This is a genomic window from Opitutus sp. sgz309028, assembly GCF_059821195.1.
The window spans coordinates 138,311-160,572 of sequence record NZ_JCAMRR010000001.1 but is presented as its reverse complement, the minus strand read 5'-3'; the positions used below and the strand labels follow the sequence as shown (position 1 = coordinate 160,572).

General features: G+C 64.5%; 21 protein-coding genes. 18 read left to right on the top strand and 3 right to left on the bottom strand.

What is annotated here, in order from left to right:
• Positions 1–79: 79 nt before the first annotated feature.
• From AC6RV7_RS00690 to AC6RV7_RS00680, 3 genes are all read right to left on the bottom strand, one after another.
• Positions 80–904: an ABC transporter permease gene (locus AC6RV7_RS00690; protein WP_500091963.1), complete on the bottom strand. Its 825-nt coding sequence runs from the start codon at positions 902–904 to the stop codon at positions 80–82.
• On the bottom strand, positions 901–1,461 hold the full coding sequence (gene cysC, locus AC6RV7_RS00685; RefSeq protein ID WP_500091962.1) for an adenylyl-sulfate kinase: 561 nt from the start codon (positions 1,459–1,461) through the stop codon (positions 901–903). The genes AC6RV7_RS00690 and cysC overlap by 4 nt, the downstream gene beginning before the upstream one ends.
• A gap of 81 nt (positions 1,462–1,542) precedes the next feature.
• Positions 1,543–2,520 carry a GDP-mannose 4,6-dehydratase gene (locus tag AC6RV7_RS00680; RefSeq protein WP_500091961.1) on the bottom strand — a complete coding sequence of 326 codons (978 nt, stop codon included), beginning with the start codon at positions 2,518–2,520 and terminating at the stop codon, positions 1,543–1,545.
• A gap of 200 nt (positions 2,521–2,720) precedes the next feature.
• Here AC6RV7_RS00680 and AC6RV7_RS00675 point away from each other — a divergent pair, with 200 nt between their 5' ends.
• From AC6RV7_RS00675 to AC6RV7_RS00590, 18 genes are all read left to right on the top strand, one after another.
• A complete protein-coding gene (locus AC6RV7_RS00675; protein ID WP_500091960.1) occupies positions 2,721–4,103 on the top strand; it encodes a TolC family protein in 1,383 nt (460 codons plus the stop codon).
• Positions 4,100–5,200, top strand: a complete 1,101-nt coding sequence (locus AC6RV7_RS00670; RefSeq protein WP_500091959.1) for an efflux RND transporter periplasmic adaptor subunit — start codon at positions 4,100–4,102, stop codon at positions 5,198–5,200. Before AC6RV7_RS00675 ends, AC6RV7_RS00670 begins: the two co-directional genes overlap by 4 nt.
• 23 nt (positions 5,201–5,223) lie before the next feature.
• Positions 5,224–6,468 (top strand): ABC transporter permease, encoded by a 1,245-nt coding sequence (locus AC6RV7_RS00665; protein WP_500091958.1) that lies wholly within the window; start codon positions 5,224–5,226, stop codon positions 6,466–6,468.
• Positions 6,469–6,491: 23 nt separating this feature from the next.
• Positions 6,492–7,205: an ABC transporter ATP-binding protein gene (locus AC6RV7_RS00660; RefSeq protein ID WP_500091957.1), complete on the top strand. Its 714-nt coding sequence runs from the start codon at positions 6,492–6,494 to the stop codon at positions 7,203–7,205.
• Between the two features lie 431 nt (positions 7,206–7,636).
• Entirely contained in the window at positions 7,637–8,290 is a 654-nt protein-coding gene (locus tag AC6RV7_RS00655; protein WP_500091956.1) for a cytochrome c3 family protein, read from the top strand.
• Positions 8,287–11,673, top strand: a complete 3,387-nt coding sequence (locus AC6RV7_RS00650; RefSeq protein ID WP_500091955.1) for a TAT-variant-translocated molybdopterin oxidoreductase — start codon at positions 8,287–8,289, stop codon at positions 11,671–11,673. Before AC6RV7_RS00655 ends, AC6RV7_RS00650 begins: the two co-directional genes overlap by 4 nt.
• The gene (gene nrfD, locus AC6RV7_RS00645; RefSeq protein WP_500091954.1) at positions 11,673–13,148 is read left to right on the top strand and encodes an NrfD/PsrC family molybdoenzyme membrane anchor subunit; all 1,476 of its coding nucleotides are present in this window, start codon (positions 11,673–11,675) and stop codon (positions 13,146–13,148) included. The genes AC6RV7_RS00650 and nrfD overlap by 1 nt, the downstream gene beginning before the upstream one ends.
• Before the next feature lie 14 nt (positions 13,149–13,162).
• Positions 13,163–13,696, top strand: coding sequence for a DUF3341 domain-containing protein (locus AC6RV7_RS00640; protein WP_500091953.1), 534 nt, complete (start codon positions 13,163–13,165; stop codon positions 13,694–13,696).
• A 3-nt stretch (positions 13,697–13,699) separates the two neighbouring features.
• Positions 13,700–14,338, top strand: a complete 639-nt coding sequence (locus tag AC6RV7_RS00635; RefSeq protein ID WP_500091952.1) for a c-type cytochrome — start codon at positions 13,700–13,702, stop codon at positions 14,336–14,338.
• Entirely contained in the window at positions 14,335–15,612 is a 1,278-nt protein-coding gene (locus AC6RV7_RS00630) for a hypothetical protein (protein ID WP_500091951.1), read from the top strand. The genes AC6RV7_RS00635 and AC6RV7_RS00630 overlap by 4 nt, the downstream gene beginning before the upstream one ends.
• Entirely contained in the window at positions 15,605–15,901 is a 297-nt protein-coding gene (locus AC6RV7_RS00625; RefSeq protein WP_500091950.1) for a hypothetical protein, read from the top strand. The genes AC6RV7_RS00630 and AC6RV7_RS00625 overlap by 8 nt, the downstream gene beginning before the upstream one ends.
• 12 nt (positions 15,902–15,913) lie before the next feature.
• Positions 15,914–17,323 (top strand): cbb3-type cytochrome c oxidase subunit I, encoded by a 1,410-nt coding sequence (locus AC6RV7_RS00620; protein WP_500091949.1) that lies wholly within the window; start codon positions 15,914–15,916, stop codon positions 17,321–17,323.
• Entirely contained in the window at positions 17,320–17,964 is a 645-nt protein-coding gene (locus AC6RV7_RS00615; protein WP_500091948.1) for a cbb3-type cytochrome c oxidase subunit II, read from the top strand. Before AC6RV7_RS00620 ends, AC6RV7_RS00615 begins: the two co-directional genes overlap by 4 nt.
• A complete protein-coding gene (locus tag AC6RV7_RS00610; RefSeq protein WP_500091947.1) occupies positions 17,961–18,620 on the top strand; it encodes a c-type cytochrome in 660 nt (219 codons plus the stop codon). Before AC6RV7_RS00615 ends, AC6RV7_RS00610 begins: the two co-directional genes overlap by 4 nt.
• Positions 18,621–18,760: 140 nt before the next feature.
• Complete coding sequence (locus AC6RV7_RS00605; protein ID WP_500091946.1) at positions 18,761–19,753, top strand: AAA family ATPase; 993 nt, start codon at positions 18,761–18,763, stop codon at positions 19,751–19,753.
• A gap of 81 nt (positions 19,754–19,834) precedes the next feature.
• Positions 19,835–20,482, top strand: a complete 648-nt coding sequence (locus tag AC6RV7_RS00600) for a hypothetical protein (protein ID WP_500091945.1) — start codon at positions 19,835–19,837, stop codon at positions 20,480–20,482.
• Positions 20,479–21,675: a DUF2157 domain-containing protein gene (locus tag AC6RV7_RS00595; protein WP_500091943.1), complete on the top strand. Its 1,197-nt coding sequence runs from the start codon at positions 20,479–20,481 to the stop codon at positions 21,673–21,675. The genes AC6RV7_RS00600 and AC6RV7_RS00595 overlap by 4 nt, the downstream gene beginning before the upstream one ends.
• Positions 21,672–22,157: a GDYXXLXY domain-containing protein gene (locus tag AC6RV7_RS00590; protein ID WP_500091942.1), complete on the top strand. Its 486-nt coding sequence runs from the start codon at positions 21,672–21,674 to the stop codon at positions 22,155–22,157. Before AC6RV7_RS00595 ends, AC6RV7_RS00590 begins: the two co-directional genes overlap by 4 nt.
• Positions 22,158–22,262 lie beyond the last annotated feature (105 nt).

Sequence of the window (22,262 nt, the reverse complement as noted above, 5' to 3'; positions counted from 1 at the left end):
AGAGCACGCAGCGCGCTGGAAATCAGCGCAAACGAAAAAAGAACGCGCCGGAGTTCACAAAAGTGTCAGTTCGCCGAACCTAAAGCACGTCCGCAAACGCCGAGCGGGTTTTGCTGAAGAAGAAGTAGCCGGCGAAGCAGACGGCGAGGCCGGAGAGCCAGAGATAAAGCAGCCCGTGCGCGTTGACCGGCATCTGCCACAGCACCGCGTGGCGGGCGCCGTCGACCGCGTGGAGCAGCGGATTCCAGCGCAGCACCGTCCACCACACCGTGCCTTGCACGAGGCTCAGCGGAAAAAACACGAAGCTCGTGTAAACCAGCACCTGCACGAGGAACGGCATCGCGTTCGCGACGTCCCGCACAAAGACGCCCAGCGCCGCCAAGAACCATGCGCACCCGAGTCCGATCAGCGCCACCGGCGGCAGGATCGCCAAAAGCAGCAACGCATGCGCGTCGAGCCCGCGGCCCAGCACCGCGATGCCCGTGATCGCCAGCGTGAGGCTCACCGCGGCGTTGAACGCCGCCGCGCCCACGATCGCCACGGGCAGGACTTCGAGCGGAAACACCACCTTCTTCACGAAGTTCGGCTGCGTCACGATCGCGGTCGAGGCCTGCGCGAGGATTTCGCCGATGAATTGAAAGATCGCCAGCCCCAGAAACAGCCCGAGCGCATACTCGAAACGCGTCTCGTCCGGCACGACGCCGTAACGCGTGCCCAAAACGTGCCCGAACACGAACGTATACAACGCCAGCGATAACAGCGGCGTGAGAATCGTCCACACGAAACCCAAAAAGCTGCCGCGGTGCCGTTGTTCGATCGTGCGCCGCGTGAACTGCCGCAGCAGATCGCGGTGCCGCCAGAGCAGGATGAAAGGGGCGAGCGGATTCCAGGCCGACGTGGTCATGCGAGAAACGGATCCCCCGTCCCGGCGCCGAGCCGGTCGCGGGCGAAATCGAGCAGCCGCGCCGCGCTCGCGTCGACCGAATCGCGGCTGGTGTCGAGCACGAGATCGGCCGCGGCAGGCGGCTCGAAGCCCGACGAGATGCCGGTCATGTGTTTCACGCCGCCGGCGTTGGCGCGCGCGTAGAGACCCTTCACGTCGCGAGCGACGCACACTTCGAGTGGGGCGTTGAGATAAATGAACGAAAGCGACGAGTGGGGGACAACGCTGCGCACCAGGGCGCGATTCGCGGAGAGCGGCGTGATGAACGACGCCACCACGCAAAGCTGCGATTGCAACGCGAGCTTGGCCGTTTCAGCCGCGCGGCGGAGGTTTTCCGCGCGGTCCGCGTCGGAGAATCCTAGGCCGGCGCACAAACCCGCGCGCAGCGCGTCGCCGTCGAGCATCAGCACTGGATTCCCGTCGTCGCGCAGACTGTCGCCGAGCCGCGTCGCGAGCGTGGACTTGCCGGCGCCGGAAAGGCCGAAGAGCCAGAAAACGTGAGGAGTGAAGCGATTCATCGGGGATCCTTGCCCGCACTTACGTTACGGACGGAAAAACGGATTCAGCGACGCGCAGGAAACGGAGAAAGCACCGCCGGCTCATGCCAGTTTCTGCAGTTCGGATTCCACCAGGCGGCCGACCATGTCCTTGAACGGAACGGTGTTTCGCCAGCCGAGGATGCGGTGGGCTTTGCCGGGATTGCCGCAGGGCGCGACGGGCTCGACGCTCGTGATCAACGCCGCGTCGTGGCGCACGTGATCGCGCCAGTTGAGGCCCACGCAATCGAAGGCGCAGCCGACGAGATCGGCCACGCTGTGCAGTTCGCCAGTGGCGAGCACGAAGTCGTCGACGTGCTGCTCCTGCAGGATGAGCCACATGCCCTTCACGTAATCCGGCGCCCAACCCCAATCGCGGCGGCCTTCCAAGCTGCCGAGCGCGAGCTCGGTTTGCAGGCCGCGCTTGATGCGGGCGGCGGCGCGCGCGACCTTCATCGTGACGAAATTGCTGCTCCGGCGCGGCGACTCGTGGTTGTAGAGAATCACGGCGCAGGTTTGCAGACCATAGGCGATGCGGTAGATCCGCGCCATCTGCTGGGAAAACGCCTTCGCCGCTCCGTAAGGCGTGGTCGGGTTGACCGGCGTGAGCTCGTCCTGCGGCGAGTGGGGCGGGGAACCGAAGACCTCGCTGCTCGACGCGTAGAGGAATTTTGGCGGATTCGGCAGATCACGGAGAATTTCCAACAGTCGCAGCGTCGCCATGCCGATGCTGTCGACCGTGCTTTCCGGCAACTCGAGGCTGAGCCGCGGGCTGGATTGGCCGGCGAGATGATAAAACTCGTGCGGCCGCGCCCGGCTGATGATGCGGCGCAGATGCGTGGCGTCTTCGAACGCGCCGTTGTGCAGGAAGAGGCGCTTGCCGAGCAACGCAGCGTCCGTGACCAGGTGGCGGATATTGCTCGTGGCGAGTGCGTCGGGCCGGTGCACGAGGCCGTGCACCTCGTAGCCTTTTTCCAAGAGGAGTTCGCACAAATAGGAACCGTCCTGGCCCGTGATGCCCGTGATGAACGCTTTCTGCATGGTCGACCGGACGGTTATCGCGCGGCGGCGTCGAGCGCAAAGCCAAAGACAGTCGCCCGGCCCGCGGTGGAGGATGGGGAGAACAACGGCAGGCCGTTGACGGCGTGGAACTATTAAACTTTCGCTTGTCTCCTGAATTTGCTGAGGTGGCGGCTGCGCTGTCCCGTCAGCGCCAGGAAACATCACGCCGTCACCATCGAATGCTCCGTCGCCTCCGCTTTACCGTCATTGCCGGCATCGCTTGTTTCCTCCCGTTCGTTTGCGCCCAGACTTCGTCCGACTCGTCGCTGCCCGTGCCGGAGACCTATTTTCCCGGGCTGAAGACGTTGATCGAGACCGCCGTTTCGCAAGCGCCGCGGATGATCGCGCGCAATACCGAGAGCGCCGTGGCCGAAGCCGAGCGCATGGTCACTCGCGCCGCCCAGCTGCCGCAATTGCGCGGTTACGCAAGCTACTATCCGTGGACGCAGGACCGCCGCGCCGATCTGACCGGCACGACGACGACCGAAAAGGCGGCGTATAACTTCGCGCTCGAGCAGCCGCTGTTTCACTGGGGCGCGCTGCGCGACGCAACGCGGATCCGCGACCTGCAACTCAACATTTCCCGCGGGCAGATGGCCGAGGCGTATCGCAGCCTCGTCGCCGAAATCCGCGCGCAATACCTGCAACTCGTGCTCAAACGCCTGGGCCTGGAACGCGCGCACCAGGCGCAGCGCCTCGCTGACGAGGCATTGAGCCTCGCGCGCGACCGGCTCGAGCGAAAGGAAATCGCCGAGGCGGATTTGTTCGGACCGACGATCGCCGCCGAGCAGGCGCGGCTGTATACCGATCGAGTGCAGGACGATTACGACACGGCGCGGATCGTGCTTGGCAAATTGTGCGGCACCGAACCGATCGACGACGCGCAGGTGCCGACCGCGATTCCGCCGATCACGCCCGTCTCAAGCGAAGTGGGATCGCTGGTCGCGGACTTCACGCGTCGCGGAGAAGTGGATACGATTGGCATGCGCAACCTGCGCCAGCAGATCGAAATCGAGCGGTTGAACTACGCGATCGCGTCGGACCGGCTGAAGCCGAAGCTCAATGCGGTCGTGGGCCTCTCGCAGGACCAGCAGACCTACGTGTATTCGCCGGGTTCGGAACGCAATTATCGCTACGAGGTGCAGTCGCTGTTCACCGGCGTGACGTTGAGCTGGTCGATTTTCGACGGCTTCGCGACGCGCGGCGCGAAGGCCGCGTCGCTGGCGCGCCGCCGGCAACTCGAGCGCGATTACGCCACGCAGGGCGACGCGATTGCGATGAACGTCAAGGCCCAGCAGCGGCAGCTCGAGTATGCGGCGCGCAGCCTGGCGATTTCCGAAAAGTATCTCGCGCGCGGGCGCGACGAACTCGCGCGCAAGGAGGAGGACGCGAAACGCGGCCTGGTCTCGGCCAACGACCTCGAGACGGCGCGGATCCAGTTTGTCGACACGCAGAACGCCACGTTTGCCGCCCGCAACGATTACCTGTTGCGCGTCGCGGAGATTCTGTCTGCCACCATGAACGATCCCGCGCTAGCCAACCTTCCGGCCCAACTTCGATGAAAAAGATCCTGATCGCAGTCGTGGCGCTCATCGCCGCGGCCGTTGTTTTCCTGGTAATGGCCAAACCGGTGGCGAAGGTCGCTCCGGTCGTGAAAGGCCGCGCGGTGAATTCCGTGCCGGGCAGCATCACCGTCGAGGCGGAATACCAGATGGAGCTGAAGAGCGAGATCGGCGGACGCGTGATCGAGAGCCGGCTCGACGAAGGTCTCGCCGTGCGAAAGGGCGACGTGCTCGTGCAGATCGACACCGGGGATCTCGAACTCGATATCGAGAAAACGCAGAGCGAATACGACGCGAAGAAGAAGAGTCTCGAGATCGGCTCCAGCATCCGGTTGCAACTGGCGACCGCGCGCGAGAACTTGGAAAATCTCGAACGCCTGACGAAGTCCGGCAACTACGCGCCGGCCGAGTTGGAAAAACAGCGCCGCCAGGTGAAACAGATCGAACAGCAGCTGGCGTTGGAGGAGGTGAGCAATTCCCACCTGCTCGCAAGCTACGAGAACGCGTTGAAAACGAAGCGTCGCCAGCTCGACAAGATGACGATTCGCGCGCCGTTCGACGGCGTCGTGTCCGTGATCAAGGCGCGGCCCGGCGACCTGATCGGGCCCGGTGCGCCGATCGCGGTGATCATCGCCAACTCGCGGAAGGTCGAAGCCAAGATCAGCGAGGAAAACTTCTCCGGCGTGCGCGTAGGCCAGCCGGCGAGCGTGCGCTTCCTCGGCTACGGCGATCACACCTACGAGGCCGTCGTCACCAAAATCCTGCCCACCGCCGATCCGGCGACGCAGCGTTACGTCGTTCACCTCGACGTGAAGATCGACCGGGAAAAACTCGTGCCGGGCATCACGGGCGAGGTCACGATCCAGGTCGGCGAGCGCGACGCCGAAGCGATCATCCCGCGGCGGGCGTTGTTCGGCAACAGCGTGTTCGTCGTGGAGGACGGGCGCGTGCACCTGCGCAACGTCGAGACCGGCTATGTGAGCCTCACCGCGGTGGAGGTGTTGAAGGGACTGCAGGCGGGCGAGCAGGTGATCGTCGAGGACCTCGACAAGTTCTACGACGGTCAGCGCGTGCGCGCCGAGTCGACGGGCAACTGATTCGTTTCGCGAGCGCCGAGGCAATGTCCACGAATTTCCGGATCGCGTATCGGTTTCTCACCGCGAAGAAGCGCGCGATGGCAATGAGCCTCGCGTGCATCATCCTCGGCGTGGGCCTGTTCGTGCTGACGCAGGCGACGACGAGCGGCTTCGAGCGGCTTTTCATCAACACGATCCTCGGGACGGACGGAGCGATCCGGATCCAGGACCAGATGCAGGACACGATGCGCAGCATGGCGGCGCCGGGCGGAAATTCGCTTTTTCGCGTGCAGCAGAAGGAAGGGCGCAAATACATCCAGGGCATCGAGGAGCCGCGGCTGGTGACGGAGGCCCTCGCGAAATTCGCGAGCGTGACGGCGGTGTCCGAAGTGCTTAGCGCGCCCGTGACGATCCGCAGCTCGTTCGGCAGCGATGCGGTGCGGATCTTCGGGATCAATTTCGACGATCACGTGCGCGTATCCGATCTGGAACGACAACTGGTGCGGGGCGAGGCGGCGACGTTTCGCAGCACGCCGTCCGGCGCGCTCGTCGGCAGCGAAATCGCGTCGCAGCTGCAGCTCGCGGTCGGGGATTCGTTCATCATCGAGGCTGCGGGCGAGCAGCGGCGGTTTCGCGTCAGTGCGATCTACGAGACCGGCGTGAGCGACATCGATCGCGTTCGCGTTTACGTGCACATGAGCGAGGCGCGCTCGGTGTTGAAGAAGCCGACCGGCGCGTCGTTCATCCAGGTGGCGGTGGTGGACCCGGACCGCGCGCCCGAGGACGCCGCGCACATGAGCGAGGTGCTGCACCATCTGGTGCGCCCGTGGCAGGTGCGGCAGAAGACCTGGCTCGAGGTGTTTCGCGCGCTGCGTATCTCCTCCGGCATTACGGTGTCGGTGTTCACGCTGATTGCGGGCCTGGCGATGTTCAACACCCTCGCGATGATCGTCCTCGAGAAGACCAAGGAGATCGCGATCCTGCGGTCGATGGGCTACACGCGCGACGACATCCTGCGGATCTTTCTGTGGCAGGCGGGGATCGTGCTGGCGATCGGCACGGTGCTCGGTTGCGCGCTTGGCGCGGCGGTGACCTATGGCGTTTCGCGGGTGCCGTTGCGGATCACGGGGATCTTCAAGACGGAGACCTTCATCGTGGCGTGGTCGGTCTGGCACTACGTCGCGGCCGTGGTGACCGCGGTCACGATGGTGATGATCGCGAGTTTGATTCCCGCCCGTCGCGCCGCGCGCCTCGAGCCCGGCGATGTCATTCGCGGCACGGCGCAATAGCTTCGGGCGCATCCGGCTGAACGATGAGTTTTTCCACCCACAATCCTGCCCTTGCCGCCGACGGCCTCGCGCTGCGTTGTGTGAATCTGCACCGCCATCTCGGCCAGGACGAGGCGCGGGTGCATGTGTTGCGCGGAGTGTCGTTCGAAGCGCAGCGCGGCCAGGTTTACGCGATCGTCGGTCCGTCGGGTTGCGGCAAGTCGACGCTGCTTTATCTGCTCGGCCTGCTCGATCGCCAGGAGGAAGGCGACATCTGGATCAACGGGCAGTTGATGTCGGACCGCAGCGACCTCGAGCGCACGTCGGCGCGGTGTGCGCACATCGGGTTCGTGTTTCAGTTTCACTTCCTGATGTCGGAGTTCACGGCGTTGGAGAACGTGATGATGCCGATGCGTCGTCTGGGGAAACTCTCGCCGGAGCAGATGGTCGAGCGTGCGCAGGCGCTGCTGGGGGAGGTGGGGCTGGGGGACAAGGCCCACCGTTTGGGTAATCATCTTTCGGGTGGCGAGCAGCAGCGCGTCGCGATCGCGCGCGCCCTCGCCAACGAGCCGGCGATTATCCTGGCGGACGAACCGACGGGAAATCTCGACGTGAAGAATTCGGGCATGGTCTTCGACCTGCTCACGCGGTTGGCGAAGGAAAACGGCCAGGCGGTCGTGCTCGTCACGCACAATCCTGACATCGCGAGCCGTTGCGATCGGGTGCGGCCGATGCGCGATGGTGTATTCGTAGATTGAAGCGCGCGTGGCCCGGAGCGTCGGGCCTTTCTCCCTACGGCTCATGGGGCCTTCGACCGGGTCGCGCTTATTAGCGCGCGCGCCATGCCGTTGCAGGGATGGTCATATTTTGTGCACAAGAAATGCGGCTCCCCAAATTTTGGTTTACAACGACAAAACACGCACACTTCTTTGACAGCTCCATAACTTCCTCCCTTTCACCCGCTGTGAGCCACGACCCTTCTCGAAAGAGCTTTCTTGGTAAGTTGATCGGCCTCTTCGCCGTCGCGAGTCTCGCGCCGCGGGTGCTGGCCAAAACCGCGGTGAACGCCGCGACCGAGGACTCGAAAAAGGCTCCTGCTCCTTTCTCGCTCCGCCCGGATTCTCGCGCCGTTTCACGGCGCGCCGATTCGGTTTAACCCGCGTTTGGTTCACCGAGGATCATCCGGCTCATGTCGTATATTTTTCCGAAATCGGCCAACAAGCTGCCGCTGCAGATTGTCATTTATCTCGTCGTTCTGGCGGGCATCGCGACGGCAGGCGTCACCTACTACATGACGCCGAAATACACGCGCGTGGGCTATGCGCCGGTCCAGCCGGTGCCCTACAGCCACGCGCTGCACGTCGGCCAGCTCGGCCTCGATTGCCGTTACTGCCACAACAACGTCGACAAGTCGGGCTTCGCCAACCTGCCGACCGCGCAGACGTGCATGAACTGCCACAACCAGGTGAAGCCGGACAGCCCGCTGCTCGCGCCGGTGCGCCACAGCTATGAAACCGGCGAGCCGGTGCCGTGGGTGCAGATTCACTCGCTCCCCGATTTTGCCTACTTCAATCACGCCGCCCACGTGAACCGTGGCGTCAGCTGCGTCGAATGCCACGGCAAGATCAACGAAATGGAAGTCGTCGAGCACGCGCAGTCCCTGAGCATGGGCTTCTGTCTCGACTGTCACCGCGCGCCGGAGAGCCGCGTGCGCCGTCCTGAGGACATCTTCAATCTGAACTCGCCGACCATCGCGCAGGCGCAAGGCATCGAGGCGGGCAAAAAATTCGTGCACGACTGGAATATCAAGCCCCCGCAAAGCTGCAGCGGCTGCCACCGATGAAACGCAAATTTGAACATCCCGCGCCGTCCGAACGCGAGCTGACCGGTCCCAAATACTGGCGGAGCCTCGACGAACTCGCCGCGACGCCCGGTTTCAAGGCGCAGCTTGAGCGCGAATTTCCCGATGGAGCTTCCGAGCTCGAGGGGGTTGATCGTCGCCAGTTCCTGAAGCTGATGGCGGCGTCGTTCGCCCTCGGTGGCATCGGCCTCGCCGGCTGCCGCCGCCCCGAGAAGCACATCCTGCCTTACGGCAAGTCCGTCGAAGGCGTGATCCAGGGTTTGCCGCTTTATTTCGCGACCGCGATGCCGCTGCGTCGCTCGGCGATTCCGCTGCTGGCGGAGACGCATCAGGGCCGCCCGACCAAGCTCGAGGGCAATCCGACCTACACGCCGCACGGCGGCGCGAGTTCGCTCCTCGCCCAGGCTTCGGTGCTCGATCTTTACGATCCGGATCGCGCTACGCGTCACACGAGCGGTGGCCGCGAACTGCGTCCGGCCGACGTGAACGATCTGCTCGCCAAACTTGGCGCCGATCACGCTTCCAACGGCGGCGCCGGCCTGGCTTTCCTGGCCGAGCAATCGAGCTCGCCAACTCGCGCGCGCCTCGTGGCCGCGTTGCAGGAGCGTTTCCCGCGTGCGATCTGGGCCGAATACGAGCCGGTGACCGATGAGGCGCCGGCCGAGGTTGCGCGTGCGGCATTCGGACAGAACGTCCGCCCGCTGTATCGTTTCGCCAAGGCGCAGCGCGTCGTCTCGATCGACGCCGATTTCCTCCGCGCCGACGGCAGCCATCTGTATTACTCGCGCGACTTCGCGAAGGCGCGCCGCGTGCGTAATCCGGAAGACGCGAGGGCGATGAACCGCCTCTACGTCGCCGAGAGCGCGTTCACGCTGACCGGCAGTATGGCGGATCACCGCCTCCGCCTCGCCAGCAGCCACATGGTGGCACTGCTCGCGACGCTCGCGGGCAAGATCACCGGCGAAAACACCTACGCGTCTCTCGCGCAGGGACTCGACATCAATCCGAAGTGGGTCGACGAGTGCGTGGCCGATCTCCTTGAACACCGCGGCGCATCGCTGGTCGTCGCCGGCGCGCACCTCCCGGTGCAGGCGCACGTGATCGCCTATGCGATCAATGCGGCGCTCGGCAACATCGGCGCGACGGTCGACTTCGTCACGGTCCAGGAAAACAGCGCCACGTCGATCACCGGTCTCGCGAGTGCGATCAAGGCCGGCTCGGTCAGCTCGCTGGTGATTCTCGGCGGCAATCCCGCTTACAACGCTCCTGCCGACCTCGATTGGCCGGCGCTGCAGAAGTCGGTCGCGAACGTCGTTCGCTACGGCTACTACGTCGACGAAACGTCCGCGGCGTCGAATGTCACGCACATCGCCGCGACGCACTATCTCGAATCGTGGGGCGACGCCCGCACGATCGACGGCACGATCGTGCCGATCCAGCCGATGATCCTGCCGCTGTTCGGCGGACTCACGGAAAACGAAGTGCTCGCCCGCATTGCCGGTATCCAGAATCCGGATCCGTATGCGCTCGTCGTCGAGACGATCGCGCCGCTGGCCGGTGGCGATGCCGAGAAGGCGGTCCGCCAGTTCCTGCACGACGGTCTGCTGGCCAATTCGGCTTTCCCGATCGCGCGGGTTTCGTTCAACGCCGGCTCCGCGGCCCGCGCGCTGGGTGGCGCGGCCAAGCCCGAAGCGCTGTCGGGCAAGAACCTCGAGGTGCGTTTCGTCAGCGACTACAAGCTTGAGGACGGTCGCTTTGCAAACAACGGCTGGCTGCAAGAGCTGCCGGACCCGATCACGAAGCTCTCGTGGGACAACGCGATCCTCGTCAGCCCGCGCCTCGGCAAGGAGCTCGGCGTCATGCCGACCGGGTCGAAGCTGCAGGTGGCACGCATGGAGTCGGCCGAGTATCCGCAGGGCAAGCAGGTCGCCTACATCGGCACGCTGACCCTCGGCGGCCGGACGATCACCGGGCCGATTCATATCCAGCCTGGTCTTTCGAATTACACCGTCGTTCTTCCGCTCGGCTATGGCCGCACGAAGACCGGTCACGTCGGGCAGGGGATGGGCCACGATTTCTATCCGCTGCGCACGACCGCCGGCTTCCATTTCGCGACCGGCGCGACGCTCACCGTCACGCAGGAATCGGTGAAGTTGGCGAACACGCAGGAGCACTGGTCGATGGAAGGCCGCGACATTGTCCGCGAGGGCAATGCGGCGGAATACATCGAGAATCCGGCGTTCGTGCACACGTTCGGCATGGAGACGCACAGCCCCTCCATTCTCGGCGAGAAGGGCGAGGCGATGTCTCCCGCCGAGCGGGCGACCTTGATCCCGCGCGGTAACTCTCTTTACCAGACGCCAAAGTTCGACGGTCACCACCAGTGGGGCATGACCATCGACCTCAACACGTGCATCGGCTGCAACGCGTGCGTGATCGCCTGCCAGGCGGAAAACAACATTCCGATCGTCGGCAAGGACCAGGTCATGCGGGGTCGCGAAATGCACTGGATCCGGCTCGACCGTTATTATTCCGACGGCCGGCTCGATGCGGCGGCGTTCGGTGGCGAGGGCAACAAGGAGATCCCGGAAGATCCGCAGGTTTCGCTGCAGCCGATGGCGTGCGTGCACTGCGAGATGGCTCCGTGCGAAACCGTGTGTCCGGTCAATGCCACGGTGCACGACGACGAAGGCCTGAACGTGATGGCCTACAATCGCTGCATCGGCACCCGTTATTGCGCGAATAACTGCCCGTATAAGGTGCGGCGCTTTAATTTCTTCGACTGGAATCAGCGCCAGCTCGACAGCCTCTACCTCGGCCCGGTGGGCCCGCAGGGCATGCCCGAGCTGCTGAAGATGGTGAAGAACCCGGAAGTCACCGTCCGCATGCGCGGCGTGATGGAGAAGTGCACCTATTGCGTGCAGCGTATCCAGAACGGCAAGATCCAGCACAAGGTGAAGACCGCGCAAGCCGGCCGGCCCGAGGATGTCGTCGTTCCCGATGGCACGATCAAGACGGCCTGCCAGCAGGTTTGCCCCGTCGACGCCATCGTGTTCGGCAACATTCTCGATCCGAACAGCGCTGTCTCGCAGAACAAGGCGCTCGGCCAGAGCTACGACGTGCTGGGTTATCTCAACACCCGTCCGCGCACCTCGTATCTCGGCAAGCTCCGCAATCCGAATCCGCGGATGCCGGACTACACCGAGCTGCCGCTCAGCCGGGTCGAATATCAGCGCAAGAACGAACCTGCCGGTCATGGCGAAGGCCACGGCGAAGACCACGCTCCCACGCAAGGCGAGCACAAGCATGACCACGACAGTCACAGCGCCATGAACGCGTTGAAACGTTTGGGAGGACTTAGCTAATGGCCCACGCCGACCATGCCGTCGCCGCGCCGGCGATTCTCAACGAGGTCAAGCCCGCGCATCTGCCGCGGGCGGTGCTCGTCGAGCACAACCGGAGCTTCTCGTGGATCACCGACAAGATCTGCGGCATCATCGAGGGCAAGACGCCCGCCTGGTGGTGGGTTTGCTTCATCCTCGCGTGCTTCGTCGCGTCCTTCACCGTCGCAGGCATCACCTACCTCGTCGCCACCGGCGTCGGCGTGTGGGGCCACGCGAATCCGGTCAATTGGGCGTGGGATATCGTCAACTTCGTCTTCTGGATCGGTATCGGCCACGCCGGCACCCTGATCTCCGCGATCTTGTGCCTGCTGCGCCAGAAGTGGCGCACGTCGATCAATCGTGCCGCCGAGGCGATGACGATTTTCGCGGTCGTTTGCGCCGCGATCTTCCCGGTCTTCCACGTCGGTCGCGTCTGGTATGCGTGGTATCTGTTCCCGATTCCGAATTCCAACTGGATCTGGCAGAACTTCCGCTCGCCGCTCGAGTGGGACGTGTTCGCGGTTTCGACCTACGGCACGGTGTCCGTGCTCTTCTGGTATGTCGGTCTGATCCCTGACCTCGCGATCCTGCGCGATCGTTTCGAGGCCGCGGGCAATCGCCTGCGTTCCTTCCTTTACGGCCTCTTCGCGATGGGCTGGCGCGGTTCGAACCGCCACTGGAGCAATTACGAAATGGCGTATTTGATCCTCGCCGGCGTGAGCACGCCACTCGTGTTGTCCGTGCACACGATCGTGTCGTTCGACTTCGCGGTTTCGCTGCTCCCGGGCTGGCACACGACGATCTTCCCGCCTTACTTCGTCGCCGGCGCGATCTTCTCCGGCTTCGGCATGGTGTTGACGCTGATGTTGCCGCTGCGCGCGATCTACCGATTGGAGGATTTGATCACGCAGTATCACATCGACTGCATGTGCAAGATCACCCTCGCGACGGGCACCATCGTGGGCTACGCCTACGGCATGGAGTTCTTCATCGCGTGGTATGGCGCGAACCCGTATGAAGGCTTCGCGTTCATCAATCGCGCCTTCGGCCACTACGCCTGGGCCTACTGGATCATGATCTCGTGCAACGTGATCACGCCGCAGTTCTTCTGGTTCAAGGCGATCCGCAACAACACCGCCCTGGTCTGGGTGCTGTCGATCTTCGTCAACGTCGGCATGTGGTTCGAGCGCTTCGTCATCATCGTGACCTCGCTGGCCCGCGACTTCCTGCCGTCGAGCTGGGGCTACTACAGCCCGTCGATCGTCGAGATCTTCACGTTCTTCGGCACCTTCGGCGTCTTCTCGGTCCTGTTCCTCCTCTTCATCCGCTTCCTGCCGATCATGCCGATGGCCGAGCTCAAGGCGGTCACGCCGCAGGCGGACGTCCATGGCCACGGCCCCGACGACCACGCGCACACGACGGGTCTCGGCGATCCGATCAAGCTCGAGAAAATCTAACGCACGACCCGACCATGCCCGCACCATCCTACGGCTTGATCGCCACCTTCGACTCCGCTGCCGCGGTTTACCACGCGGCCGAGCAGGTGCGTGACGCCGGCTACAAGAACTGGGACGTGATCACTCCGTGTCCGATCCACGGCATGGACAAAGCCATGGGCGTGAAGCGCTCCATCGTGCCGCGCATCTCGCTCGCCGGCGGCATCACCGGTTTCTGCACCGGCATGACGATGATCTGGTGGACCGGTCAATACGACTATCCGCTGATCGTCGGCGGCAAGCCCTACTTCTCCCCGATGTTCGCGTTTCCCGTGAGCTATGAGCTCACGATTCTCTTCACCGCCTTCGCCACCATCATCGGCATGTTCGTCGTGAACGGCCTGCCCATGCACTACCATCCGGTGCTGAAGTCGCCGAAGATCAAGCGCGGCTTGGACGATCAATTCCTCATCGTGATCGAGGCGCGTGACCCGCGCTTCAATCTCGCCAACACCAAGGCGCTGCTCGAGAAAGTCGGCGGCAAGGACGTGTCGGAGCTGGAGGCCTGAGCCATGCGCAACGTCTACCTTGTCACCGCTTTCGTCGTCGTGCTCGCGTTCTCGATCCTCGGGTTTCGCGGCACGAACTTCACCCGCCCGCCCGCGGACGTTTTCCCCGAATGGGCGTTTCCCGGGATGAAGTATCAACCGAAATACAAGCCGCAGCACGAGAGTGCGTTCTTCGCCGACGGCCGCGTCGATCGCCCGATCCCGACGCACGCCGTCTCGCGCGACGCGCTCCGGAACGACGATGAGCTCTACGCCGGCCGCACCGGCAATGGCGAATGGGTCCGCGGCTTTCCCGCCGGCATCGAAGTCGACGAGAAGCTGATGGCTCGCGGCCACGACCGCTATCAGATCTATTGTGCCCCCTGCCACGGCGCGCTCGGCGATGGCCACGGCGTCACCAAGCTCTACGGCATGGGCGCGACCCCGACCTACCACGATCCGCGCCTGCGGGACATGGCGGAAGGTGAAATCTTCAACACGATCACTCACGGCAAGGGCAACATGCTGTCTTATGCCGACAAGCTCGCGCCGGAAGACCGGTGGGCGGTGATCCTCTACGTGCGGGCTCTGCAGCGCGCGCAAATGGGCACGGCGGCGGATGTCACCGACGCGGCGGCCAAAACCTCTCTCGGTATCCAATGAGCACCCACGCTGCTTCCGCTTCCGCAGCCGTCCCGGCGGCCTCGTCTTCGGCGACTCCCGCCGGCAAGGCCCTGATGATCGGCGCCGTGGGGCTGGCCCTGACGCTGGTCGGCGCGCTCATCTCGCCCGACAAGGCCGGCGTCGCGCTGTCCTATCTCGTCGGCGTCAGCTACTGGACCGCCATCACCATCGGCGCGCTCCTGCTGGTGCTGATCCACCACATCTTCGACGCCTCCTGGTCGGTCGTGATCCGCCGCCAATACGAACACTGGCTCAACGCCTTCAAGTGGCTCGCCGTCCTGTTCGTGCCGCTCGTGCTGGTGACGCTCTTTTTCCAGCGGGATCTGATCTGGCCGTGGATGGACCCGGCGCATGAAATGCACGGCGGCCACACCGTCGGACACGATCCGCTTTATCTGAAGAAATCCGGCTTCCTCAACCTGAATGCTTTCGTGATCGGCACGTTCGCGTTCTACGGAATGTGGATGTGGCTGTCGGCCCGGCTCCGCAAGGCGTCGTTCTCCCAAGATGCCGACGGCGACGTGAAGTGGACCTTCATGAACCGCAAGACGGCGGCCTTCGGCCTCCCGATCGCGGCGCTCTCGCTCACCGCGGCGGCGATCTACTGGATCAAGTCGCTCGAATATCACTGGTTCTCGACGATGTATGGCGTGTGGTTCTTCGCGAACTGCGTGCGCGGCGCCCTGTGCGTCGGCGTCGTCATCATGGTCTGGCTGTATCGCCGCGGCGACTACAAGGGGGTGCTCAACACGAACCACCTCCACAGCATCGGCCAGCTGATGCTCGCGTTCACGATCTTCTGGGCCTACGTCACGTTCTCCCAATACTTTCTGATCTGGAACGCCAACGTTCCCGAGGAGACCTTCTGGTATAACCTGCGCGAGCTGAATCAGGACGGTTCCACGAACCAGTGGTGGTATGTCGGCCTCGTGATCCTCTTCGGTCACTTCTTCGTGCCGTTCTTCGCATTGCTGTCCTACCGCTTCAAGGTGACGCAGCACATCATCCGGCGCATCGCCTTCTGGAATCTCGCCATCATCCTCGTCGACATTTGCTACAACATCCTGCCGGCCCTGAAGAACGAGCACGGCGATCCGCTGCCGTTCACCTCGCTCAACCTCGTGTGGGTGATCACGTCGATCGTCGGCGTGGGCGGCATCTGTGTCTGGGCCTATCTGAAGAGCTTCCCGACTACCAAACTCATCCCGATCCGCGATCCGCGGATTGGCGAGAGCCTCACGCACCATGAGTGACCTTTCTCCGAGACGAGCTCCGCTCGTGGCCATCTTCGCGATCTTCGTGCTCTTCGCACTCTTCGCGGCGGTCGCCTACTACATTTACGTTCCGCGTCGCACGGGCGCCTACACCGGCGACGGGCTGCGCACGGCGGAAGAACGCATCAAGAACCTCGCCGAGCTTCACGCCAAGGAGGCGGAGGCTGCGTCGACCTACGGCTGGGTTGACCAGAAGGCCGGCGTCGTCCGGCTGCCGCTCAACCAGGCGCAGGAAATCACCCTGCAGCATTACGCCAAGAAGCAGTAAACGATGTCCGCGATGACCTCTGCCTCCACCGAAGTCAGCGAGATTGACTCGTCCGCCCGCGGACCGATTTCGCTGCTCCTTGCGTTCGCGCTCGTCTGGCTCGTGGTCAGCGGCGCGCTCGCGCTGCTGCACTTCGCGCAGACGCTTAATCCGGCCTTCCTCGCCGATTGCGCCTGGCTCACCTACGGCCGCCTCCGCGGCTTGCAGGAAACCGCGTTCGTTTACGGCTGGGCCGGCAACGCCGGCGTGGCGATCGCTGTCTGGCTGCTGGGCCGCCTCGGCGGCGCGGCGCTGCGTTCGTTGAACTGGCTGACCGTCGGCGCGCTGTTCTGGAATCTCGGCGTGCTGCTCGGCCTGATCGGCATCGCCCGCGGTGACGGCAGCTCCACGCCGTTCCTTCGCGTGCCGGAGTATGTCCAGTTGCTGCTGCTGGTCGCCTATGCCGCGATGGCGATTCCGGGCATTCTCGCGTGGACCGGTCGCGGCCGGGCGCAGACGTTCGCCGCGCAGTGGTATGCGGTGGCTGCACTCTTCCTGTTTCCCTGGTTCTTCGCCGCCGCGCAGATCGTGCTCGTGCACTTCCCGGTTCGCGGGGTGGTTCAGGCGATCGGTGCGGTGTGGTATGCGCAGAGCCTGTGGAATCTCTGGCTCGCGTCGCTCGCACTCGCCGCCGCCTATTATCTGGTGCCGAAGCTGACCGGGCGCGTGCTTCCCGGCTACGATTTCGCGGCCTATGGTTTTTGGACGTTGATCCTGGTTGGCGGCTGGATCGGCGGGCGCCACCTGGTGGGCGGTCCGGTTCCGGCCTGGGTGGCGACGATCGGCATCGTTTCCTGCCAGGTCCTCGTGTTCCATTATCTCATCGTCGCGATCAATCTTCGCGGTGCGTTCACGGGCCGCGGCAGCACCGCCCTGAGTCTCGTGGCGTATGGCGTCGCCGCCTATCTCCTCGGTGGACTGGTTGACGCGGTGGTGTCGCTGCGGGCGATCGCGGTGACGACGCAATTCACGTGGGTGACGCAGGCGCAGACCGCGCTCGCGCTCTACGGGGCGTTTTCGCTGATCGCGTTCGGCGTGATCTATTTCCTGGTTCCGCGCATCGCGAATCAGCCGTGGCCGTCCGCTCCGCTGGTGCGCGCGCATTACGCGGCCGCGTTGTTGGGCACGGGCGGTTTGGTCCTTGGCCTCGCCGTCGCCGGCGTGATCCAAGGTCGGGGCTTGCTCGAGGCGGGCTTGTCGTTCGCCGACATCGCCGCCCGCACGCGCCCCTGGATCCTCGTCGCGGCGGCCGGCCAGGCGGTCCTGTTGGCCGGTAATCTCGTGTTCCTGTTCCACTTCGCTCGTCTCCTGGTGAAGAAGCCGGCCGTCACTGCGGCCGAACTGCTCCGCCAGCCCCCGACAATGGAGGCGTCTGTCTCATGAGAAACGGTTTCCTTTTCTTCATTGGCCTTTTCTGCGCCGCCGCCCTGTCGTGGGCGGGTGTGGTGCTGTGGCCCCATCTCCAGATGGGCTCGCTCGTCCCCTATGTGGACGAGACCGAAGGCAAGGCCTATCCCTTGCGCCTCTCCGGCATCGCGGCCCAGGGCCAGATGGTTTACGACGACCTTGGTTGCGCGGCCTGCCACACGCAGCAGGTGCGTCGTCCGGGCTTCGGCTCCGACAAGGAGCGCGGTTGGGGCGATCGACAGACGGTCGCGCGCGACTACATCTACGAGACGCACGTGCAACTCGGCGACAGCCGCCTCGGACCGGACCTCGCCAACGTCGGCGGCCGCAAGACGCCCTACGACGCGGAGGATCTCTACAAGCTGCTCTACGCGGGCAGCGGTGCGATGCCGGCCTACAAGTTCCTTTTCGAGCAACGCTCGATCGCGGACCGCCAGCCGTCCGATTACGCGCTCGCCTTGCGCGGCAATCTGGCGCCGGCGCCCGGGACGGAAGTGGTGCCCACGATGCGCGCACGCGCCCTGGTGACCTATCTCCTGAGTTTGAATCACACATTTGAATACCCGGAAGCCCGTCCGGTCGAGCCGACGGCGGAGAACGAGGGGGAGGCCAAATGAGCGACCAAAACGATCCTCGCCTCGAACAGCCCGGCGCGTCCGACGAGACGCTGCTGTCGGCGCACGAGCATCAGCTCGCCCCGAAGGGCGACGATGGCGGTCATTATCGGATGCTGCCGCTGGCGCTGCTGTTCATCTTCAGCGGTCTGATCTTCTACGGAGCGACCTACCTGCATCACTACTCGGGCCACTTCCACGCCGACGTTTTCAACGAGACGGCGTCGCCGGCCGGCGCGACGGCGGCGGCACCCAAGATCGATCCGATCGTGCTTGGCAAACGCAGCTATGAGCAGGTCTGCGCGACCTGCCATCAGGCCACCGGCCTGGGCGTCGAAGGTGTTTATCCGCCGCTGGCGGCTTCCGAGTGGGTCACCGGTTCGACGGATCGCGTCATCCGCATCGTGGTGCACGGCCTGAAGGGCCCGATCACGGTCGAGGGCAAGCAATACGGCGCCGCGGCCATGCCGGCGTTCGGCAAGGTTCCTGGCGGCGGTTACAACTGGAACGAGGATCGGATCGCCGCGGTGCTGAGCTACATTCGTCAGGCTTGGGGCAACACAGCCTCGGCGATCACGCCGGAGCAGGTGGCCGCGATTCTCCAGCAGGAAGGTCCGCGCAAGGAGTGGACCGAGCCGGAACTCCTCAAGATTCCCTGAGCGGCCCCGCCGTTGGCTGCCAGAACTCACTTCAAAGCCGCGCCTCCCAGGCGCGGCTTTTCGTTTTTTAGCGCTCTGGGATCGCCCGTGCGCCGGCGGAGCGCGATTGCCTTCACGCCGCGCGCGAACATGGTGTGCTCGTGATTGCGTCGGTCCGCTTCCGAAATTTCAAAGCTCTTCGCGACGCCCGCGTGCGGCTGGCTCCGTTCAATCTTGTCCTCGGGCCGAACGGCAGCGGCAAGACGAGCCTCATCGAAGCCCTGTTGCACCTGCGTGGGCTGGCGAACCTCGCGCCGCGGCCGATCGGCCCGGTGCCTGAGTCCGGCGGGGGCCCGGATATTCAGTTTCAGTTCACTCCGCCTCACGCGGCCGTCGAGGTGCGGCTCGGCTGCGTCGATGCGACGCGCTGCAATGCCTTGAACATCCGGCCACCCGACGCTCCCGACTGGCCGGCACTGAAGGCGGAGATCGCCCGGATCCGAAGCTACGTTTTCGACCACGAGGCGATGTCGCGCCCCGCCCCCGGGGAAGAGGCGGACGAGCTTTCGGCGGACGCGGCGAATCTTCCGGCGCTGCTCGCCACCTGGAAACGGCGCCACCCCGAGGCTTACGCCGCTTTCGTGCGCGAAGCGTTGCGGTTGTTTCCGGAGTATTCGGCGATGGCGCTGCGGGAACGCCCCGGCAATCGTATCGCGCTGGCGTTCACGCTCGTGGGCGAAGTGGGCGTTGTTGACGTGGAGAACATTTCCCAGGGCACGCTGCACACGCTCGGAATCCTCGCGTTGTCGGTGACGCCCACGCCGCCGAGCGTGTTGTGCATCGAGGAGATCGATCGCGGCGTGCATCCGCGCATGCTGCGCGAGATTCGCGATGCGTTTTACCGGCTGAGCTATCCCGAGGCGAGTGGCTTGAAACGCCCACCCGTGCAGGTGCTGGCCACCACGCATTCGCCCTATCTGCTGGATCTGTTTCGCGATCATCCGGAAGAGATCGTGCTCACGCAAAAGCACGGCCGCGAAGCGCACTTCATGGCGCTGACCGATCTTCCGAATTTCCGCGAAGTCCTGGTCGAGGGTTCGCTGGGCGATCTGTGGTTCAGCGGCATTCTCGGCGGCGTGCCGGAAGCGGACTAGACCTGGAATGCACGCAACCCGGCTCATCCTTTCGCAAACGAACGCGGCGCGATGTCGCGGCCATGAGTTTCAAGGGAGCCGATGAACGTCGCGATTCTGAGCGAGTCGCCGGCGGATGAGGCGGCAATCCGGGTGTGGACGGAAGCGTTGCTGGGCGTGCCGATCCACCGGGTCCAGGCCGGATTGCGGGCGCGCGGGTGGCCGAATGTCCTGCAGGTGCTGCCGGCGGTGGTCCGTCACCTGCATTTCAATACGGACGCGCACGGCCTCGTGGTGGTGGTCGATGCCGACGATTCCGTGGTGCATACGGAAGCGCACGAGGCGCCGAACTATTTCCATCCGTTATGCCGGCTCTGCCAGTTGCGCGCGGTTTTCCGGCGCACCGCCAAACGCCTGCCGGCGGCGCGTGGACGCGAGCGCGTGCTGCGTTGCGTCGGCGTGGCCGTGCCCGCGATTGAAGCATGGTATTTGTGCGGTCGCGACGACTCGGTCGGCGAGGCGGCGTGGCTGGCTGGACAGGAGCAGGGGCGACCGCCCTACACCCGGCGCGAGTTGAAAGAGCGCGTTTACGGCACGGATCGGCCGAGCCTGCCGTTCGAAACCGAACGTGCGATCGCGGAGGTGCGCCGTCAGGGCAAGGATCTGCGGCGGCTCGAGGCGGATTTTCCCGGAGGTTTCGGCGCCCTTGCGGCCGACCTGCGAAGCTGGCATAAAGCCTCTTCAACATGAAGAGCTTCGAACAGAAGCTGGCGGAGCTGTCGCCCGTGTGGGTGCGCGAAGGCCTCATCACCGAGGAGCAGCGTAAGCGTTTGCTCGCCCGTCACCCGGCGGAAATCGGCGGCGGCGGACGGTTCGTGGCGATTCTGGCGACGTTCGGCGGCATCATGGTGGCGGCGGGCCTCGCGCTTGTGATCGCGTCGCACTGGCAGGCGATCGCCGATGGCTGGAAGATCGCGGGTTTGATCGCGCTGCTGGTCGGCACGCACCTGACCGGTTGGCGGCTGCGCATCGCCCCCGCGAGTTTTCCGCGGACCGGCGAAGTTTTCTTCATGATCGGCTGTGTGATGTTCCTGCTCGGCATCGCGCTCGTCAGCCAGATCTATCATCTCAACAGCCGGCCCGCGACCGGCGTGATGATCTGGTGGCTTGGCATCGCCGGCCTGCCGTGGATCGTCCGCGTGAAAAGCGCCCAGTTGGTCAGCCTCGTGGGCCTGCTGATCTGGTTGGGCATGGAAGCCGCAGCCAACGATTCCTGGTTCTGCCTGCGCACGGAAGCGTCGGGTCACGGCGCGGAGCGGTTGCACGGCGTCGCCTTCTTTTTCCTCGGCGCGACACTGGCGTTGAGCGGGCTGGCGCTGCGTCGAAGCGCTTATGCGCTCTTCGCTTCGCTGCACGAATTGCTCGGGCTGCTGGTGGCGAACGCGGCCTTGTTTTTCCTCAGCTTCAGCTGGAGTCGAAACCTGTGGTGGAACGCCAGCGCCGTCGCGCCACGGCCGATGCCCTTCGTCGTATTGCTCGTGGTTCTCGGGGCGATCGCCGTTTGGGCATGGCGCTGGAATCGCCCGGACGTCGCGCGAATCGGCGGGTGGCTGGCGCTCGGGCTGGTTCCGGCGTGCGGATTTTTGTTTGCGGTCAACGATCCTGCGGCGCGGTGGTGGTGGGGGGCGGCGGCGAGCGTCGCGTTGTTTTTCCTCAACGTCGGCATGGTGCGGGCCGGACTCGCGAGCGGCCGCGAAAGTTGGATCAACCTTGGCGTGGCGTTCGTCGCCCTGAATGTTTTCGCCCGCTATGTCGACCTGTTCGCCTCGATGCTCGAGGGCGGGTTGTTTTTCGTCATCACGGGCCTGATTGTTCTCGGCCTGGGGGTGTATCTCGAACGCAAACGCCGCGCGCTCGTCGCGCGGGCGCGGGAGGCCAAATGAACGTGCGCGCGGTTTGGTGGTTTTGGAGTCTCGTCGCTCTCCAGGTGGTTTTCCTCCTCGGCTGGGCCGGCTATCACGAGACGGTGCGGCGCTCCGCACCGACCGTGTTGCTGAAAACGAATCCGGTCGACCCACGGGATTTGTTGCGCGGCGACTACATCTTGCTCGGCTACGAGATTGCGGACGTAGCGTTGCCCGCGGAGACGGCGATCGGGGCCGACGTCTGGGTTCTGCTCGAGCCGCACGGCCGGTATTACGAAGCGGTGTCGGCGTCCCGCGAACGACCGGCACTCCAGGATCGGCAGATCGCGGTCCGCGCGCAGAAAGGCGGCCGCGGAGTGAATTTCGGCATCGAGCATTTTTACGTGCCGGAAGGCAAGGGGACGCCGGCTTTCACGACCCTCGAGGTCGAGGCGTCGGTCAGCCCGACCCAGCAACTTTACATCAAACACCTGTTGCTGGACGGAAAACCTTATCCGTAACGCGCGGCCGGTCGTGCGGTTGACGGGTGGGAAACCGGTGCGGATCGGACCGCCGCGCGGGTTGGCTTCGGTTGTTCGAGTCGCCGCGTTTATTGCCCGGGCGTT

Coding starts and splice junctions, on each gene's coding strand:
- AC6RV7_RS00690 (WP_500091963.1), bottom strand. CDS start 904: ATGACCACGTCGGCCTGGAATCCGCTCGCCCCTTTCATCCTGCTCTGG.
- cysC (WP_500091962.1), bottom strand. CDS start 1,461: ATGAATCGCTTCACTCCTCACGTTTTCTGGCTCTTCGGCCTTTCCGGC.
- AC6RV7_RS00680 (WP_500091961.1), bottom strand. CDS start 2,520: ATGCAGAAAGCGTTCATCACGGGCATCACGGGCCAGGACGGTTCCTAT.
- AC6RV7_RS00675 (WP_500091960.1), top strand. CDS start 2,721: ATGCTCCGTCGCCTCCGCTTTACCGTCATTGCCGGCATCGCTTGTTTC.
- AC6RV7_RS00670 (WP_500091959.1), top strand. CDS start 4,100: ATGAAAAAGATCCTGATCGCAGTCGTGGCGCTCATCGCCGCGGCCGTT.
- AC6RV7_RS00665 (WP_500091958.1), top strand. CDS start 5,224: ATGTCCACGAATTTCCGGATCGCGTATCGGTTTCTCACCGCGAAGAAG.
- AC6RV7_RS00660 (WP_500091957.1), top strand. CDS start 6,492: ATGAGTTTTTCCACCCACAATCCTGCCCTTGCCGCCGACGGCCTCGCG.
- AC6RV7_RS00655 (WP_500091956.1), top strand. CDS start 7,637: ATGTCGTATATTTTTCCGAAATCGGCCAACAAGCTGCCGCTGCAGATT.
- AC6RV7_RS00650 (WP_500091955.1), top strand. CDS start 8,287: ATGAAACGCAAATTTGAACATCCCGCGCCGTCCGAACGCGAGCTGACC.
- nrfD (WP_500091954.1), top strand. CDS start 11,673: ATGGCCCACGCCGACCATGCCGTCGCCGCGCCGGCGATTCTCAACGAG.
- AC6RV7_RS00640 (WP_500091953.1), top strand. CDS start 13,163: ATGCCCGCACCATCCTACGGCTTGATCGCCACCTTCGACTCCGCTGCC.
- AC6RV7_RS00635 (WP_500091952.1), top strand. CDS start 13,700: ATGCGCAACGTCTACCTTGTCACCGCTTTCGTCGTCGTGCTCGCGTTC.
- AC6RV7_RS00630 (WP_500091951.1), top strand. CDS start 14,335: ATGAGCACCCACGCTGCTTCCGCTTCCGCAGCCGTCCCGGCGGCCTCG.
- AC6RV7_RS00625 (WP_500091950.1), top strand. CDS start 15,605: ATGAGTGACCTTTCTCCGAGACGAGCTCCGCTCGTGGCCATCTTCGCG.
- AC6RV7_RS00620 (WP_500091949.1), top strand. CDS start 15,914: ATGACCTCTGCCTCCACCGAAGTCAGCGAGATTGACTCGTCCGCCCGC.
- AC6RV7_RS00615 (WP_500091948.1), top strand. CDS start 17,320: ATGAGAAACGGTTTCCTTTTCTTCATTGGCCTTTTCTGCGCCGCCGCC.
- AC6RV7_RS00610 (WP_500091947.1), top strand. CDS start 17,961: ATGAGCGACCAAAACGATCCTCGCCTCGAACAGCCCGGCGCGTCCGAC.
- AC6RV7_RS00600 (WP_500091945.1), top strand. CDS start 19,835: ATGAACGTCGCGATTCTGAGCGAGTCGCCGGCGGATGAGGCGGCAATC.
- AC6RV7_RS00595 (WP_500091943.1), top strand. CDS start 20,479: ATGAAGAGCTTCGAACAGAAGCTGGCGGAGCTGTCGCCCGTGTGGGTG.
- AC6RV7_RS00590 (WP_500091942.1), top strand. CDS start 21,672: ATGAACGTGCGCGCGGTTTGGTGGTTTTGGAGTCTCGTCGCTCTCCAG.